The following is a 17,237-nucleotide window of genomic DNA, read 5'->3' on the forward strand; positions in this document are numbered from 1 at the left end:
AATAAAACATTTATGAAATAGTTGCCAGTCGGGAACGGATTAATTCCGCTCTCGACCTATCCCTGTCTTCCGGGCTCATGGCCTCTCCGAACGTCATTTGCAGGAATCCGGGTTGCGTCGATACGAGCAATTCGTTCAAGACCAACTCGTTCACTTCCGGCAATAACCCGAGATGGACGCCGAGCCGGATATCGGACAAACGCTGCGAAGCTTCCTTCGAATCCATGATGATCGCTTGGGACAAAATCCCGAACGACCTGCGCACCCGATCTTCTACCCTTAACCGGGATTCGGTTAATAGCTTACTCCGCGCCGACTTCTCGTGTTCGATCATTTGGCGCGCGACCTGAAATAAATTTTCGATGATCTCTTGCTCGGATTGTCCTAACGTTATTTGGTTCGACACTTGAAACAGATTTCCTGTCGCCTCGCTGCCTTCCCCGTATAACCCTCTAACGGCAAGCCCTACCTGAGTGACGGCCGACAATATCCGGTTAATCTGACCCGTCATCACGAGCGCCGGCAAGTGCATCATGACCGAGACCCGGATGCCGGTTCCGACGTTCGTCGGACAACTCGTTAAGTAGCCGTGTTTCTCGTCGAAGGCGTAATCGACTTGCTCTTCGAAGATATCGTCGATTTTGCTGGCCGCGTCCCAAGCTTCATGAACCTGAAACCCGGAGCTTAAACATTGAATGCGCAAATGATCCTCTTCATTGATCATGACGCTGATGTCCTCGTTCGGACTTAGAATAAGCGCGCCGTTGCGCGAATCGTTAGCCAAATTCGGACTGATGAGATGTTTCTCGACGAGCACGAGCTTCTCCAGTTCCGTTAAATCGGTCAACCGGATTTGCTCGATCTTGCCTAGCCCGTTCAGCCTGCCGCTCTCCGCTACTCCCAGCAACTGCTCCATGACCGAGAGAGAACGGGAAGGGTCCGCCATCAGAGGGAAGGGCATATTGCGAATATTGCGCGCGATGCGTACCCGACTGCTGATGACGACTTCGGAATCCGGGCCGACGCCGTTCATCCATTGGCTTAAAGCTTGTTTAACGTACTTTCGTTTAGCCAATCGCATTCACCCCCTTCAACCGCTCATTTCATTCTCAAGCTCGCGGATCCGATCGCGCAGTTGCGCGGCTGTCTCGAAATCCTCCCGCTCGATCCGGCCTTGCATTTCCTTCTTCAAACGATCGATTTCCCGTTTCGTCTTCAATCTGCCCCCGGCCCGCTTCGGCACCTTACCCACATGTACCGTATTTCCATGTACCCGTTTAAGCAAAGGATCCAAACGTTCCGAAAATTGTTTATAACAATGGCTGCAGCCAAAGCGTCCGATCTTGCTGAATTGGGCGTAAGTCATACCGCACGTTTCGCATTTCGCCGCCGGCTGTTTGGCCATCGGATTGGGAGTTTCAAAATCCAGCAGTCCCGAGAGCAGGTTGTGAATGGAAAATCCGCTGGAGGTTCCGGGGATCAGTTCGCCCTTCTCCCGCGCGCAAGATTCGCAAATGTGCAACTCCGCTTTCTCACCGTTCACGATTTTCGTGAAGTGAAGTGTCGCCGGACGTTTGCCGCATTCCTGGCACTGCATCGTCCAATCCTCCTTTTCTCATTTCGCAAGCAGGGCGATAAGAATCGCCTTCATGAGCTTCGCCCGGATCTCGTCCCGCAACGGCAGCTTTAACTGCAACACGTCCCGGGATACGGCGGTCTTGAGGAGACGCGCTTCCCGAGCGGTAATAAATCGGGCTTCCTCCAACTGGTAGATGAGCCCCTCGGCGGCGGTTTGGTCGATCTGTTCCCCCACCGTTTGCTGAATGTGCCGCTGTACGGCTTCCAGCGAGGGCAAACTCACGCGCTGGATGCGAATGTATCCGCCTCCGCCGCGTTTGCTTTCCACGTAATAGCCCTTCTCCAACGTAAACCTTGTGCTAATCACGTAATTGATTTGCGACGGGACGCAAGAGAACTTATCGGCCAAGTCGCTTCTTTGGATTTCAACCGAGCCTTCCATGCTGCTTTGTAAAATTTGTTTCAAGTACTGCTCGATAAGATCCGTAATGTTAGGCAACGTCCAACCTCCTTTCATCGATACATCCCGACGATAGCCGATTTTCGCGCTTTTGCCGGTTCGTCAAACAGGGGTGGATCTGACTTTGACTTTCTTTGACTATAGTTTTATTATACGCCGCTTTTCGTAAAATGCAAACGGGTACGAATCCCGCTTTCCGACTCGCTTATTTCTAGTATGGAGGTGGCGCGAAAGCTTTATTCAATAAGAGGGACCCTCGAATTCGAAAGTTCGACGATGCTCGTTGCACGTTGAATCGCCCTTCGCGATCGAAGGGCGATTCAACGTTCACGATATGTTTAACGTTGACGATAACCTGCCGCGTATAGCTTTTCCGGCAGCTTCCGGGGAGAACCGGTCCCTAATGGTCGCTTGACCGTTCAACGCGATTCGTTTTCTCCATTCGGCATCGTACACGGCACTTCTCATTAAGTACATCGCATGCTCGACGTCCGGCTCCGCCCATAACTGGTGCGCCTTATACGGCCCCAGATTTTGCCCGATCCGGGTGAGGCGATATCGTACGGCCCCGGAATTCTCCGTCGTCATGAAGTCCGTATTGCCCGACCAGTGCGTTCCAATAACCGGTTTGCCCAGATACATCGCTTCGGCCAAAGGTAATCCGAAACCTTCGGACCGATGCAGCGAAATATAACAGTCCGCGCAATTCAGTAACGCATTGGCTTCCATACGGCTTAGAACCCGATCGATTATCCATACGTTCGGCAGTCCTTCGGAGTCGCGCTTAAGATTGTCGATCTCCGATTGCTGCGGGTTATTCATCTTAATGACTAATCCGGCCGGCAAGCCGAATCGCGTGACCGAGTCGCGGTAGGCTTTAAGCACCGAATAAGGATTTTTGCGGGGACCATAGCTGAACGTGTCGTACATGCACAGGAACAAAAACTTGCGTTCCGGCAGTCCGAACGACTTCCTGTCTATGTTATCCGGCACATCCACTTGAACGCCATGCGGAATTCGGATGACCGGAATCGGCGATTTCCCCGCAATGCTGCTCTCGACGAAGGACGTAGGCACCCATATTTCGTCCAGATGACGGAAACCTTCCGCATATTCGTCAGGAAAATCGGGAAGCTCCCAATGCCAATAACCGATATTAAGTCGGTTGGCAAACCAACGCGATCCTAATGTCTCGTAAGCTAGAGGCATCTGGTCGGCGTTAATGTGGAATAGGTTTATAGGGTAAATAGGCGAATGAATCTCTTTGGATTTCCAAGTCGAATCCTCTTTCCTCGAGTTATTCCCGCCAGAATAATTCAAGATGCCGAACGGGATATTCGAGCATTGCAGAGTTCTAGCCGCCAATCTGCAAGATTCGCCTATACCCATCTCGGACCTTGCGTAGCCGATCAAGTTAATGCCTTTCATGCCCATCATCCTTTAATCCCATCTTGTTACCGGAAGATCATGGAGCTCCATACCGGATTCCAGACGAGGGGATCCACTCCGTATTCCAAAGGTACATGCTCCCTAGCCCAATTCATCAGATTGTTTCTGTCGGCCCCGTAAAAATCGGGAAAAACCCGTTGTAAGTCGATTCGCGCGTAATAAATCTCCTTCAATATTTGCGGTACGGGCGAAACGAGACTCGTGGGGGAAAACAGCCATTGATAGAACCCGTTCGGCGTAAGCGTCAGGAAAGGGTTTCCGAATGCTTGTTTCGATTCGAGCTTCCTATAGATCGTTCTAGCGATGGGGGGAACGGAAATTCCGTTATCGAAATAATGATAAGCGTACCGCCAACCCGCCGTCGCCGGATAACCGTTCGCCGTCAATTGCGCGACGTACTCTCCGAACAGCTTCTTCAAATCAGGGAATTGTCCCCACTGAAACCGGGTTTGATGCTTGGAAATTCTGCTTAGATCGGAGACTAATCCGCTAAAATGATAGAAGGTCAGCGGTTTTCCGTGAATCTCGTAAAGGCCGTTCCGATTGACGACCGGACGCTCGTGCAAGTTCCAATACGATACGTTAAAGGTAGGGTTTTTAAGGATATGAACGCCGTCAAAGCGGGCAGGCACAAGATCCATCCATCTCTGATCCACGTGGTACCCGCCGGCCGGATCCATAATGCATTCGTTACGCAGTTTGGTTTTCCACCAATCCAACATCCGTAACGTTTCTTCCGTACGGCTTAAGGCAAGAAATCCAAGATTGTATACCCCCGCCTGAAGAATGTCGATCTCATTGGGTTTATGACCGTCTTTCGGTATGTCAGACAAGGTATGGGGCGTGAGCACGATAGAATGCTGCGGAAGCGCGCGGAAAAAACCATCCATTCGCTGGGTGATCAGGATATCCGGATCAAAATAGGCGACCGTTTCCACTCCTCGAGCTCTTAGCAAATAATCAAGGAAGTAAGGTTTAACCGCGGTGTTAAACTCCGTTACGTCATATTGGAAGCTCATTTCCAGCGATTCGGGCAATCCGATATCCTTAAGATGAATCCATTCGAATATTTCTTCATGAGCGTTCACCAGCCCTTCGCTCTCATCCGCCAAGAGTACGTAAGCTTTACCCGTAGGATGATGCTGCAAAAAAGACTTTACGAGCGTTCGGGCGAAAGCGAGATAGTTTTTGGCAATGATCGTGCACATCGTAAACATCTCAAATTCCCCCTAAGTCTGCGAACGCCAATAATGAAGAAGGTCCTCCATCGTCCGTTCGAACGGAATTTCAGGTTTCCACCCTGTCGCTTCGCGAAACTTACCGTAATCCCCCAACAGAATCTCTACATCCGATGGACGCAAGCGGGCAGGGTCCGTTTTGACTTCGATTTTCACGTTGCTGAAGGACAGAAGGGTGTTCAGCATCTCGGCGATCGTATAACAGGTTCCGGATGCGATATTGTAGGCTTCTCCCGGAGTCCCCTTTTCCAGCGCCAACCAATACCCTCTGACGACGTCTCGAACATCCGTGAAATCCCGCTTCGCCTCTAGATTACCAACGTAGATCACGGGTGGTTTCTTGCCCTTCTCGATGTCCACGATCTGCTTGGCGAAGTTGGACGTTACGAAGTTTTCCCCGCGTCTTGGACCGGTGTGGTTAAAAGTAATCGTACGGACGACATGCAGTCCGTAGCTCTTGTAATATTGATAGCCCAAGTAATCTTGAGCCACCTTGCTGATCGCGTAGGGACTCAGCGGACGCAACGGATTCGTCTCGCGGATCGGCGTCTCTCCCGGCTCGACTTGGCCGTATTCCTCGCTCGAACAGGCGATCTGAATTTTCGTGTTTAATCCGATACGCCTAATGGCCTCGAATAGATTGACTTGTCCGGCTACGTTATTGTGAATCGTATCGATGGGAGAATTCCACGAAGTGGGCACGAAGCTTTGGGCCGCAAGGTGAAAGATCAAATCCGGCCTCTCTTTCTCCACGAGCGTTTCCACGGAGAACGGGTCTCGAAGCTCGCATTCCACTAGCCGGATTTTGTTGCCTAGATGTTCTATGTGGTTCATCCGACTACGATTGCGGATCGTTCCGACTACCTCCGCGTTACGGCTAAGCAGAAACTCAGCCATATGGCTGCCGACGAATCCCGATATGCCCGTAACTAATGCTTTCATCCGCTCGCTGCTCCCCCTCGTTTCTCAACGTCCTGAATGATGGATTTCAATATCGGTTCCTTGGATTTATGACAGACCAGCAGCCCCTCCGCCGTCGAGACGATAATGAGATCGTCCGCTCCGATCACGATCGTCTGGCGTCCTTCGGAAAATACGATGTTTCTGTTCGAATGGAAGGCATGCACGACTCCGTGTACGATATTCCCGTTCCGGTCGGCTTCCTCTTCGCGAATTCTTTCCAATGAGGCCCAGCTTCCCAGATCCTCCCATGCGTACCCGAAAGGAATGGTGTATAGATGCTCGGATTTTTCGAGAATGGCATAATCGACGGATATTCTCGGAAGGCGCCCGTAGGCGTTCTCGACATCGTCACCCGCGTTAAGTAACCCATTCCATAATTCAGGCTGGTGCTCGCGCATTTCCGCGGCTATCGTAGAAGGCTTCCATACGATAATTCCGCTGTTCCAATAAACGTTCCGTTCGGCAATGAGCTTATGCGCGGTGTCGATATCGGGCTTCTCCACGAAAGCGACGACTCTTCTTGCACCAGTCGAATCGACTGCGGACGAAGCCAGAATGTACCCGTAGTTCGTTTCGGGTCTTACGGGTTCGATTCCTAACGTAACGATGTTCGAGGATTCGTTCGCGATCTCTTCGGCCGCTCTTAATGCTTCGGTAAGCGCCTGTACGTGAGGGACATGTTGATCGGAAGGCATCATGACCAACACCTCATCGTCTTCTTTCCGCAAGAAATGCAAGGCCGACAAGGCGATGCAAGGTCCCGTGTCCCGTTGTACCGGTTCCGTTATGATGTGGTCCAGGGTCAACTCCGGTAATTGTTCCGTAACGAGCGAATGATACTGGGTCGCCGTCACCACATATAACTGACCGATGGGTATGAGTTCGGACAAACTTCGATACGTCTGTTGCAGCATCGTAAGTTCCGATGTCAGCGCCAGAAATTGCTTCGGTTTCTCATCCACGCTTCTTGGCCAGAGCCGGCTACCTTTACCGCCCGCCATAATGACGATTTTCATGTTCCAGATCCCCTCCGTTATCTTAAACCGAACGGATCGCAGTACGGGCTACTGCCAATGCACTGTTATTGTATGGACGGGACAAACCGGTTGGCATGGACGATGAACCATTCCTCCTAAAATAGGTAAAGCGGCCATATGGCCGCTCCCGAACATTCATTTACAGTTATCACGTTCCGGCCGTTATCCTCTCTCGAGCAATTGCTTGATCCTGTTTCCGATGGCTGCCGGCGAGTATTCAAAGTGAATATCGAAAGCCGCTTTCTTGCCGATTCGCTCCCGCTTCACCCGATCCTCATAGAGCTCCCGCATCGCGCCGCCGACTTTATCCGGCTTAATATCCGCCCACATGTGCCCTCCGTAGTAGTCTGGACGGTCCGCTTGAAGCCTTGCGTCGACCGGTACAAGTTGCGACTCCGGCTCGATGAGAATGCTGTTGTCTTCATTCATGAACTCCGTGTAACCGCCCCAGTTCAACCCGATCGTCGGCTTCCCGAGCGCCATCGACTCCATAGCCGGCATGCCCCATCCTGCACGGTCCACCGATACGTAGGCATCGCAGCTTTGATAGAGATCGATCAGCTGCTGTTCGTCGAAAGGTTCGACAATGACAATAATCTGCGAGAATAAACGATCCGCCGGGATAAAGGGCTGTATGACCGACATGGCGTACGAAGACTCGTATCCGCTATGAACGTATACTTTCAAGACGAGCGAGACCTCTTCCTTGGCGCTGAAAGCTCTGCAGAACGATTCAATCAATAGATCGACTCCTTTACGGAAATCGAAGCCGAACACGTACAGGAACGAGAAATGACGCAACGGCGGAGAAAACACGATTTTGTTATACGGTCTACCCGGATAAAATCGGTTAATATCGATCGGATAGGGAACGACTTGAAGCTTGGATGGATCGACGCCGAATTCGGAGAACGTTCGGTAGTTAAAGTGAGAAGGAACCCATATTTCATCGAATAGATTACATCTCTCCGCCCAATTGGCGGGGATCCGGTCCGTTTCGAATAACGTAATTCCAATTTTTTTGACCACTTTGGGGTGCGGAATCTCCAAATTGAAATGCGTAGGTATCCCATGTTGAATCCACACCACTCGGTCTCCGATTTTATCCGTCGACAGCCCTTCTAGCCACCGAACGGTTTTATCGCCGATTACCTTATTGTGTTGCGCGCCGCCAGGGGTGGCGTATACCGGAATATCGACCGCTTCCAAGGAACGCAAGAAATTGCGCGATACGTTTCCGTATCCCCCCATATCGTTAACAGGGCCAGCCCAGAACACTCCAGTGCAGGACATCGGAACCCGACTCTCCTTCGCTTGCATTTTGACATTAGTATATGGAAAGATTTGCGAAGTGTTTTCAGGAGGTCAGATTATATCGCTACGTTTATCCCTTCGTGTCAGATGTCCAAACCGTTCTCCGCTGGACGCATATACTTCATTATTGGCGATCTTGCCTTACTTACGAATGGAGTGACATCCTTTATGGGATTAGCAGGCCGACCCTTCTACAACTATTTTCTGTATAACAGCAAACCGCTCCCATATAACCGTCTGCCCTATAGCAATTGTTCGGAAAGAACGATCGAAATCCCGCTCGCTCTTCATCTCCTTCGGCAGTCGGGAGCCGGTTCTGGCGAGTCGTTCCTCGAAGTCGGCAACGTGCTCGCGAATTATCAAGAACTCCTTGCCCCCTACCCCGTACTATCGAACCGGATTATCATCGACAAATACGAAGATTCCGCTGCCGTCCTTAACCTCGACTTCATGGAGTACGATACCAAACACTCCCTCATCCTCTGCCTCTCCACCGCCGCACATTACATGAAACACGGCAAGGGCGAGAATAGCTCCGTCGATCGGGAGACGCCTTTGAAAGCGATCCGGCACATCTACAACCTGCTCAAGCCGAACGGGGTCGCATGGATCACGCTTCCGTACGGTCAGCTGATGGACTGCGATTGGCTCATTCAATTCAGCGACGAATACCTCCGATTGTTAAGCGATGCTTATGGCGTGCCGCCCGATGCCATCGATGTCGAGTACTTCCGCAGGCAGGACATGGCTCTACAAATGAACACGCCTCTCCAGAGTTGGATTCAATGCGACAAAGAAGATTTAACCGATGCTTTATATGATAGTCCCTTCCCATTCTCGAACGGCATTGCCGTCGTTCGGCTTCGGAAGATCGGAAATGACGTGACGGCTGATCCCAAGCAGCATGAGCCTCTCTATTTTCGGCCCGCCCCCATTATCTCGAGCCTGTATTTCGCGCCGTTCATCAGACCCGCGGGGTTCGATAAAGACGGATTTCTAGCCGCCGGTCATCCGGGATACGTGTTCTACGGGCATCATCTAACGCTGTCTTCCCGGAGCTATCTCCTTCATACCTCGATAGAGATCGAAGGTTCCGGGGAATTCACCCTCGAGCTGACTTCCGGGAAGGGCCTCAACCTCTTATGGAATCAAACCGTTTCCGGAAAAACAGAGCTTCACTCCCGGATCGAGCTAGATCAAGACGCGTTAGACGCGGAGATTCGACTCTACAAGCACAATACGTCGGAGTGTCGCATTAGAGTGCCTTTCTTAAGACTGACCGTTGCCTAAATAAGATTCGGGAGGAAATAACATGTTCGATTACAGGCCCCATGTCTATACGGGCGATCATACGATATTAATGGATTTAACGGCCGGACCCGCCATATTTCTAGACTTAAGAGATCCGGTTTGCATGGCGATCTACTTGACCGGCGGTTGGGAGCCTTGGCTGGAGGCGGCGTTCCTGTCCCAGGTCCAGCCGGGCATGACCGTTCTCGACATCGGATCGCATTGCGGATTTTTCACTTTGCTCGCCGCCAAACAAGCCGGACCCTTAGGGAAGGTCCATGCCTTCGAGCCTAACCCTTTCCATCATCGCAACTTGCTTAAGAGCGCCTCCCTTAACGGCTTCTCGAACGTTCAATTGCATCGGGTCATGTTATCGGACTCGAACGGAGAAGAGACTATCGAGACGAGAGGAGAAGGCGGCACGAGCATATTGCACCTCAATATGCTAGAAATCAATCCCGTTACCCATACGACGGTTCGGAAAGCCGTATTAACGGACCTGCTCGGCGACTCCAAGAAGGTAGACGTCATCAAGATCGATATCGACGGAGGAGAGCCTTATATTATGGATAGTCTCTTCGAAGTCATAGACGCGAATGGAAAAATGACGATATTCATGGAATATTTGCCGATGTTATGGGGCGGTCATGCACCTCGGCCGATTATGCAGCGTTTCATCGACAAGGGGTTTACGATCTTTAATATGCCGATGGACGGCTCCCCCACTCATCCGGTTTCTATTGACCAGTTGGCAGCGCACACCGGTACTTTACATTGGGATTTGTTGCTGATTCGGGGATAGATTAGAACAAAAGGACCTTCGGGAGAAGCTCTCTCCCTGAAGGTCCTTTTTTCACGGCTATTTCTCCTTCTCGATAATCAATCCGATCGACGTGGATACATATTCGCCGAGTTTCAACCGCAGGTGAACCGGATTATGATATGGCGGAAGGTCTACGAAAGACTCGTAAGGCCCCGCTCCTGCCGTATAATCGACGGTTACCCGATATCCCTCCTGGCGTAGCTCGGAGACCATAGCCTCGATATCCCGCCTTCGATAAATGACGAGTATCGGCGCTTCCAACGTGTCCTCATCGGAGGACAGATTGAATTCAGTCGTATGAACCGCTACTCCTCCGGGCTTCAAGCATTTCATTTGATTCACGATAAACCGTTTTCCATGCTCAATCGAACCCAAATGCTCAAAGCAACAGGAAGACCATGTGAAATCGAATCGTTCGACATAATTATCGCTTATCCGATTCATGTCCGCAGTCTCGTAAGTAACCAGATTCCGAAATTGATGAGGGTCGCATATTCCCGCGTTATTTAAGTCCATGGCGTTAAGCGCATGTTGATTCGTCTCTACCCATCCTTGCTCTTTGGCTTCGTCCGCGTCCATGTCCGTCGCGACGACTTCGCAGCCGTACGAGGCGAATGCGGCGGTTAAGGGCTCTTTCCCTACCCCGAAACCCAGTCCGCTCTTGAAAGGCATTAACATATTTCGCTCGCGTAAGGCTTCGAAGATGTAACACCATTCCCAAAGCTTTCTGTGGTATCTCATTTCCTCCCGTAGCTTGCCGCAAGCATGGACAAACCAGGAAGTAGAGAAGTCCGCTTCCTTGCACAATTGCGACCCGAGCATACGACTTCCCCCTGATCATTTTTGAATTTGCGGTACCCCGTCGGAAGTTCGACGAATGGTCCACTCGACGGTTGGCCGTTCGCCCGTAAATTGGCTGCTCTCGACGGCCTCCTGGATTACGCTAGCGAATTGCGGCAACGAATGATTTTTCTCTAAATGCTCGGACGCTCTCTCCTTCAAGAGCCCGCGTAAATTCGGACTCCGATATAAGAGAATCAATTCGCGCAATATAGCGGGTTCCGATTCCGGGCCTTCCGGGATTTTGATGATCGCATCGTTCGGTAGATCGCGGAAGGCGCCCCCATCGAATACGACCGTCGGAATGCCTTGGGCAAGGGTCGCGAACGGCGCAAACGGGGCTTCCAGGTAAGCCGGGTCTTGCAGGAAAATGGCCACGCTCGTTTTCTTAAGCTGTTGCTTAAATTGCTTTGCGGTGATCTCGCCGGTAAATTTAATATGCTTAACCAACCCAAGTTCGGCGATTTGCGATTTCAGCTCGGAGAGTTTCTTCGGATCGCACCTTCCTATAATCCGGTATGTCCAATTCCAGTATCCTTGATTAAGCATTTCTTTGAGCGCACGAAGAATGATCGGATTGCATATCCGGTCTTTATCGGTAACGATTGTCGTGAAAATAAAGCGGGTTCGTTCGGGCAAAGTTTCCGGAGCGTCGATTAGAGGAGCCGGTACGGGAGCTAAGATAATATTCCGATACCCTTGGTTGATCAATTGCTCTTTATCCTGCAACGAATAGACGATAACCGCTTTCGCTTCCGCTAAGTAATAGCGATGGATAGGAACGTCCTTGCTGTCGATCTGTCCGGCCAGAAGCGCGTCTCCAACCGCCTCTGCCCTGCTCCCGAACACCTTCTGCATCACTCCGTAGAAGGAATCGATCGAATTGCGCTGCAAGGTCCATTTGACGGTAAGATCGTAAAGGTTAACGCTGTTAAGCACGACGACCCCCGGGATCGTCGCCAGATTGGAGATGTAAGGGACGATGAACAAAAAACGATCTTCGTTGCCGATTTCATATATCACATAATCGTATTTCCATTTATTTTTATCGAAATTCGTATGGGGATAGATAACGATCGGACTATCGGGATGGTCCGGCGTTTCGGAAACCAGAACTTCTTCCACATAAATATCGATTTCGCTGCGATTCGTAAGATAAGGGAGAGAATCGAATATCGCACCGTATTTATCCGGATATAAGGAATGTCTCGAGGCAAAAACCGCGATTCTTTGGCGGCAAATTTCCGTGTATCCGTCCAATACCTTTTGAGCGACGAGAGACCAATCGTATTTTTTGGCCTCTTCCCTTCCCACCTTGGACAGCTTCTTCATTTTTGCTGGATTGGACAGCATTTGGTAAATCCCGTTCGTGATCGAATCGGGATCTTCGGGATTGACCAAATAAGCGGCCTCCCTCCCGATTTCCGCCAACGATGAGTTATGCGACGTCAGAACGGGCACGCCGCAAGCCATGGCCTCCACGATCGGTAATCCGAATCCTTCGTACAGGGAAGGAAACGCAAATAACGTTGCCCCGTTATAAAGCTCGACTAAGTCCTTGTCGGGGACATACCCCGTTACGATAATGAATCCCGCGGCTCCAAGCACCGCTGCTTGTTGCAGCATTATCCGTTTCTCGTCCGCGTTGGAATTATACACGATGACAAGCTGATACTGATTCTGAAGTCCTCGGTTTGCCACGATAAAACATTCGATCAGCCTGGATAAATTTTTACGGGGATCATCTCCGCCGGTTACTAGAACATAGGGCTTATGGATTCCGTATTTTGCATTTACCCGATGCGGGTCAAAGTTAGGAATGGGCTTGAACCTCGCATCCACCCCTCCCATGATGACGAAGATTTTATTAGGGTCCATGCCTGCGAGCCTTACGGCATCCTGCTTGGTGGTCTCCGAGATCGCGTAAACGATGTCGCAGGAGCGAAGCATCTCGATGACACCCATATAGACAGGCCGGACCACGTGATTTAGATACTGCTTCTCCAGAACAAGAGGAATAACATCGTATAAAGTCGCGGCAACTCGCGTATTGCCGAACCATTCTTTGTTCAGCATGACGTCGCTGTACGCTTGAAACAAATCCGATGGAAGATGGAATAAGTTAAACGGACTCATCATGTGATAGACGTCAATACGATTACGAGCGAGAAACTGCTGTAACTGCTCCTTAAGATAGGCTACGCCGTTGCTCACGTCCGGGTAGAAATAGAAGTACGAATGTTGCGTATCCAACTTAAGAATGGATTCGATTAAATTCTGCGAATAGCGACCTATCCCTCGTTTCATCGCCGCCGTTTTGGCAAAAAACATATCGAATGCAATGTTCATCGATGTCGGATTAACCCCCATTCGCTCGTGAATTCCAACTCAACCTTATTGTATGGTCACTTTCCCCAAGAGCATGGGCACCTGTCCGCTTTTTCGGAAAAAGGGCAACCTTCGAGCAAGGAAATCATAAGCAATTACGAATCATTGTCTATACGCCGGATAGCTTATCCTCATATATTGTTCGAAGAGGTGAACGAAACCTATGTCGTTATCAACCGTTTGTTGGCTCGTGGGCTTATCCGGTTCAGGCAAATCCACGATAAGCCGACTGGTCGAAAGTACGCTCAAGCTATCCGGCATCAAGATCGAGGTGCTGGACGGCGACGATATTCGCAAAAGACTCAGTCCCGATCTAGGCTACGAATACAATGATCGAATAACCCAAGTCAAACGAACGGTCTTCTTGGCCGAGATTCTTGCTCGACACGGCATCCTAGTCTTGGCGCCCCTGATCACCCCGTACACGGAAATGAGGGAGTATTGCCGGAAGCAACTAGTCTCGTATGTTGAGGTATACGTGAAATGTCCGATCGATATTTGCATGGAACGCGATGTGAAGGGATTATATAAGAAAGCGATCGAGGGGCGGATTCCGCTGTTCACGGGCTTGACCGATCGATTCGACGAACCGATATCGCCCGACCTTATCGTTGAGACCGACAAAGAATCTCCCGAGGAAAGCGCGGCTAAAGTCGTTGATTTATTACGAAGCTTGCCGCTCATGAGTTCCTTGGGCGAGAATGGAGGCGACTGACTAGGTGGATATCGCAAATGGCATTTCCCATCCGTTTTTGTTTTTTATTCATGTTCCCAAGACGGCCGGTTCGAGCATATTTCAATTTTTGTACCGGGTTTACGAAGATCGTATCGGACTTTTTTACGAGAAGGACGTAAACGAGTGGAATCAAGTATTACAGCAACCGGATCTCCCGTTCGATTGCGTATTCGGCCATTATTGGTACGGGCTCCACGATTCCGTTAATCGTCCGTTCGAATATACGGCATTCGTCCGCGATCCTATCGAAGCTATCCTATCTTATATTTACTTTATCAATCGTAGAGTAGGAGAATGGCCTTATCTGACGACTTCTCAAACGATTACTCCCGACAACCTGTCGGATTTGCCGGAGGAGATGATTAACCTTTACTTTCGCAACTATCAGACCGCATACCTGGCCGGGAAACAAAACGCATCCGCCGAGGAAACGAAAAAGATTATAAATTTCCACTATCCGATCCTAGGCATTACCGAAATGTTTCATGAGTCCGTCTACCTTCTAAAACGTCGATATAACTGGGGACCCGTCGAGGTTTACTACGTGAACGTTACTCCGAACCGTCCGACCCGCAAGCAGTTCTCCAAAGGAACGATTCAGAGAATTCAAAAACTCGTTAACGTCGATACTCAGATATACCATTACGCTAAAAAACGACTTCAGCAGGCTATCCGGTCATTACCGTCGAACGAAAGAGAACTTATTGAACAGTTCAAGAAAACAGGTCGGTTACCATGATGGGAGTAACACGAAAAACAACTTAAGAACCGAGTATTTTATCTTCGTTGCTGGTGGTGGACCGAGCTCTTGCAGCGCACTGAGAGTATCTTATCATCGTCGAGGTTGGGGGAACGAGCGCCTGTAGCGCGCTGAGTATCTTATCTTCGTCGAGGTTGGGGATTGCACGCTTGGAGGGCACTGGGAGTATCTTATCATCGTCGAGGTTGGGGATTGCACGCTTGGAAGGCACTGGGAGTATCTTATCATCGTCGAGGTTGGGAATTGCACGCTTGGAGGGCACTGGGAGTATCTTATCATCGTCGAGGTTGGGGATTGCACGCTTGGAGGGCACTGGGAGTATCTTATCATCGTCGAGGTTGGGGATTGCACGCTTGGAAGGCACTGGGAGTATCTTATCATCGTCGAGGTTGGGGATTGCACGCTTGGAGGGCACTGGGAGTATCTTATCTTCCTCGTTGTTAGGGGATCGCAAACCTGTAGCGCACTGAGAGTATCTTATCTTCATCGAGATGCCTTTGCGGGGCGCAATAGCGGAACTAGAATCCGCTGTTACGGCTCTCGGGTTGAGTCCGGGGCGAATAGCGGCAGGTTATTCCGTTATTTCTTTTGGATTGCGCCATTTTTCCCCTGTACGACCGGGATAGCGGAATCCCGTTCCTCTATTGCTGCTTTCTAGGTGAGTTGGAGGTGAATAGCGGAACGGCGTTCCGTTATTTGTTGGGGTTGGTGTGTTTCCTCTTAAGTGGTGAAATAACGCTATGACATAACGTTATTTCGGTTCTCCGGGTGTCTTCGGGGTCAAATAGCGATATAGCGTAACGTTATTTCTTTGAAATCGATCCATTTTCTTCTTCCGAGGAGAGATAGCGTTATGGCATAACGTTATGCGGCTCTCCGGGTAACTTTAGGAACGAATAGCAGTATGAGATAACGTTATTCGTTGCAGCTCAACGTTCGACTTGCGTAAAATCAAAACGCAAAAAAGACGATGTCATCCCCTTGTTGGAGAAAACTTCGTCTCATGGGCTTGCGCCTTGAAAACTGGATGCGAAGTAAAGCGGTCAGAAGAAGGTGAGTATCATTGTCTTGCTAGCATCATTCGTGACGACTAAAGTCGCACGAGTTCGTTTAGGATAAGCCCTCGACCGATTAGTACCCGTCAGCTCCACACATTGCTGCGCTTCCACCCCGAGCCTATCAACCTGGTGTTCTTCCAGGGGTCTTACGAATTGGGAAATCTCATCTTGAGGCAGGCTTCGCGCTTAGATGCTTTCAGCGCTTATCCCTTCCGCACTTGGCTACCCAGCGGTGCTCCTGGCGGAACAACTGGTACACCAGCGGTGCGTCCATCCCGGTCCTCTCGTACTAAGGACAGCCCCTCTCAAATTTCCTACGCCCGCGACAGATAGGGACCGAACTGTCTCACGACGTTCTGAACCCAGCTCGCGTACCGCTTTAATGGGCGAACAGCCCAACCCTTGGGACCTACTTCAGCCCCAGGATGCGATGAGCCGACATCGAGGTGCCAAACCTCCCCGTCGATGTGGACTCTTGGGGGAGATAAGCCTGTTATCCCCAGGGTAGCTTTTATCCGTTGAGCGATGGCCCTTCCATTCGGTACCACCGGATCACTAAGTCCGACTTTCGTCCCTGCTCGACTTGTAGGTCTCGCAGTCAAGCTCCCTTATGCCTTTGCACTCTGCGCGCGATTTCCAACCGCGCTGAGGGAACCTTAGAGCGCCTCCGTTACTTTTTAGGAGGCGACCGCCCCAGTCAAACTGTCCGCCTGACACGGTCCCTCTACCCGGTAAGGGTAGTAGGTTAGAACTCCGATACGATCAGGGTGGTATCCCAACGGCGCCTCCACAGAAGCTTGCGCTCCTGCTTCATAGGCTCCCACCTATCCTGTACAGACCGTACCAAAGTTCAATATCAAGCTACAGTAAAGCTCCATGGGGTCTTTCCGTCACGTCGCGGGTAACCTGCATCTTCACAGGTACTAAAATTTCACCGGATCTCTCGTTGAGACAGCGCCCAAGTCGTTACGCCATTCGTGCGGGTCAGAATTTACCTGACAAGGAATTTCGCTACCTTAGGACCGTTATAGTTACGGCCGCCGTTTACTGGGGCTTCAATTCATAGCTTCGGGTTGCCCCTAACCACTCCTCTTAACCTTCCAGCACCGGGCAGGCGTCAGCCCGTATACTTCGCCTTACGGCTTCGCACAGACCTGTGTTTTTGCTAAACAGTCGCTTGGGCCTCTTCACTGCGGCCCCCTCGTGCTATTCACACTACCGGGGCACCCCTTCTCCCGAAGTTACGGGGTCATTTTGCCGAGTTCCTTAACGAGAGTTCTTCCGCGCGCCTTAGAATTCTCAT

At 50.7% G+C, this 17,237-nt stretch carries 15 protein-coding genes and 1 rRNA gene (1 of these 16 cut by a window edge); 4 read left to right on the plus strand and 12 right to left on the minus strand.

The features are described from left to right. Nucleotides 1–10: 10 nt before the first annotated feature. The 8 genes from mcsB to HH215_RS19405 form a co-directional block, all read right to left on the minus strand. On the minus strand, nt 11–1,075 hold the full coding sequence (gene mcsB / locus HH215_RS19370) for a protein arginine kinase (protein ID WP_375140453.1): 1,065 nt from the start codon (nt 1,073–1,075) through the stop codon (nt 11–13). Nucleotides 1,076–1,090: 15 nt separating this feature from the next. After that, nucleotides 1,091–1,597 (minus strand): protein-arginine kinase activator protein McsA, encoded by a 507-nt coding sequence (gene mcsA, locus HH215_RS19375; protein ID WP_169281385.1) that lies wholly within the window; start codon nt 1,595–1,597, stop codon nt 1,091–1,093. A gap of 18 nt (nt 1,598–1,615) precedes the next feature. Continuing rightward, nucleotides 1,616–2,077, minus strand: coding sequence for a CtsR family transcriptional regulator (locus tag HH215_RS19380; protein ID WP_169281386.1), 462 nt, complete (start codon nt 2,075–2,077; stop codon nt 1,616–1,618). Between the two features lie 288 nt (nt 2,078–2,365). Beyond that, nucleotides 2,366–3,466, minus strand: coding sequence for a glycosyltransferase family 4 protein (locus tag HH215_RS19385; protein WP_169281387.1), 1,101 nt, complete (start codon nt 3,464–3,466; stop codon nt 2,366–2,368). Between the two features lie 26 nt (nt 3,467–3,492). Further along, entirely contained in the window at nt 3,493–4,704 is a 1,212-nt protein-coding gene (locus tag HH215_RS19390; protein ID WP_169281388.1) for a hypothetical protein, read from the minus strand. Nucleotides 4,705–4,716: 12 nt separating this feature from the next. Further along, nucleotides 4,717–5,667: a GDP-mannose 4,6-dehydratase gene (locus tag HH215_RS19395; RefSeq protein ID WP_169281389.1), complete on the minus strand. Its 951-nt coding sequence runs from the start codon at nt 5,665–5,667 to the stop codon at nt 4,717–4,719. Further along, nucleotides 5,664–6,704, minus strand: coding sequence for a mannose-1-phosphate guanylyltransferase (locus HH215_RS19400; protein ID WP_169281390.1), 1,041 nt, complete (start codon nt 6,702–6,704; stop codon nt 5,664–5,666). Before HH215_RS19400 ends, HH215_RS19395 begins: the two co-directional genes overlap by 4 nt. Before the next feature lie 183 nt (nt 6,705–6,887). Next, nucleotides 6,888–8,018, minus strand: coding sequence for a glycosyltransferase family 4 protein (locus tag HH215_RS19405; protein WP_169281391.1), 1,131 nt, complete (start codon nt 8,016–8,018; stop codon nt 6,888–6,890). A gap of 189 nt (nt 8,019–8,207) precedes the next feature. On the opposite strand from HH215_RS19405, the gene HH215_RS19410 reads away from it, so the two are divergent. Together HH215_RS19410 and HH215_RS19415 are read left to right on the plus strand one after the other, a co-directional pair. Further along, the gene (locus HH215_RS19410; RefSeq protein ID WP_169281392.1) at nt 8,208–9,329 is read left to right on the plus strand and encodes a hypothetical protein; all 1,122 of its coding nucleotides are present in this window, start codon (nt 8,208–8,210) and stop codon (nt 9,327–9,329) included. A 22-nt stretch (nt 9,330–9,351) separates the two neighbouring features. After that, a complete protein-coding gene (locus HH215_RS19415; protein WP_169281393.1) occupies nt 9,352–10,131 on the plus strand; it encodes an FkbM family methyltransferase in 780 nt (259 codons plus the stop codon). A gap of 57 nt (nt 10,132–10,188) precedes the next feature. On the opposite strand, the gene HH215_RS19420 is transcribed toward HH215_RS19415, so the two are convergent. Then, nucleotides 10,189–10,974, minus strand: a complete 786-nt coding sequence (locus HH215_RS19420) for a methyltransferase domain-containing protein (protein WP_169281394.1) — start codon at nt 10,972–10,974, stop codon at nt 10,189–10,191. 15 nt (nt 10,975–10,989) lie between these two features. Next, nucleotides 10,990–13,341: a glycosyltransferase gene (locus HH215_RS19425; RefSeq protein ID WP_169281395.1), complete on the minus strand. Its 2,352-nt coding sequence runs from the start codon at nt 13,339–13,341 to the stop codon at nt 10,990–10,992. Between the two features lie 202 nt (nt 13,342–13,543). On the opposite strand from HH215_RS19425, the gene cysC reads away from it, so the two are divergent. Together cysC and HH215_RS19435 are read left to right on the plus strand one after the other, a co-directional pair. Next, nucleotides 13,544–14,095 carry an adenylyl-sulfate kinase gene (gene cysC, locus HH215_RS19430; protein WP_169281396.1) on the plus strand — a complete coding sequence of 184 codons (552 nt, stop codon included), beginning with the start codon at nt 13,544–13,546 and terminating at the stop codon, nt 14,093–14,095. Nucleotides 14,096–14,099: 4 nt separating this feature from the next. After that, nucleotides 14,100–14,855, plus strand: coding sequence for a sulfotransferase family 2 domain-containing protein (locus HH215_RS19435; protein WP_169281397.1), 756 nt, complete (start codon nt 14,100–14,102; stop codon nt 14,853–14,855). Nucleotides 14,856–14,877: 22 nt separating this feature from the next. On the opposite strand, the gene HH215_RS19440 is transcribed toward HH215_RS19435, so the two are convergent. After that, on the minus strand, nt 14,878–15,363 hold the full coding sequence (locus tag HH215_RS19440) for a hypothetical protein (RefSeq protein WP_169281398.1): 486 nt from the start codon (nt 15,361–15,363) through the stop codon (nt 14,878–14,880). 624 nt (nt 15,364–15,987) lie between these two features. Further along, nucleotides 15,988–17,237, minus strand: a 23S ribosomal RNA gene (locus HH215_RS19445) (it continues 1,786 nt past the right edge of the window).

It is taken from the genome of Cohnella herbarum (genome assembly GCF_012849095.1).
GTDB classification, from domain to species: Bacteria; Bacillota; Bacilli; order Paenibacillales; family Paenibacillaceae; genus Cohnella; species Cohnella herbarum.

Bases quoted from the DNA above. Each gene is read 5' to 3' on its own strand.
- mcsA (WP_169281385.1), bottom strand. From the start codon at position 1,597: ATGCAGTGCCAGGAATGCGGCAAACGTCCGGCGACACTTCACTTCACG.
- HH215_RS19385 (WP_169281387.1), bottom strand. From the start codon at position 3,466: ATGAAAGGCATTAACTTGATCGGCTACGCAAGGTCCGAGATGGGTATA.
- HH215_RS19390 (WP_169281388.1), bottom strand. From the start codon at position 4,704: ATGTTTACGATGTGCACGATCATTGCCAAAAACTATCTCGCTTTCGCC.
- HH215_RS19395 (WP_169281389.1), bottom strand. From the start codon at position 5,667: ATGAAAGCATTAGTTACGGGCATATCGGGATTCGTCGGCAGCCATATG.
- HH215_RS19400 (WP_169281390.1), bottom strand. From the start codon at position 6,704: ATGAAAATCGTCATTATGGCGGGCGGTAAAGGTAGCCGGCTCTGGCCA.
- HH215_RS19405 (WP_169281391.1), bottom strand. From the start codon at position 8,018: ATGTCCTGCACTGGAGTGTTCTGGGCTGGCCCTGTTAACGATATGGGG.
- HH215_RS19410 (WP_169281392.1), top strand. From the start codon at position 8,208: ATGGGATTAGCAGGCCGACCCTTCTACAACTATTTTCTGTATAACAGC.
- HH215_RS19415 (WP_169281393.1), top strand. From the start codon at position 9,352: ATGTTCGATTACAGGCCCCATGTCTATACGGGCGATCATACGATATTA.
- HH215_RS19420 (WP_169281394.1), bottom strand. From the start codon at position 10,974: ATGCTCGGGTCGCAATTGTGCAAGGAAGCGGACTTCTCTACTTCCTGG.
- HH215_RS19425 (WP_169281395.1), bottom strand. From the start codon at position 13,341: ATGAACATTGCATTCGATATGTTTTTTGCCAAAACGGCGGCGATGAAA.
- cysC (WP_169281396.1), top strand. From the start codon at position 13,544: ATGTCGTTATCAACCGTTTGTTGGCTCGTGGGCTTATCCGGTTCAGGC.
- HH215_RS19440 (WP_169281398.1), bottom strand. From the start codon at position 15,363: ATGAAGATAAGATACTCTCAGTGCGCTACAGGTTTGCGATCCCCTAAC.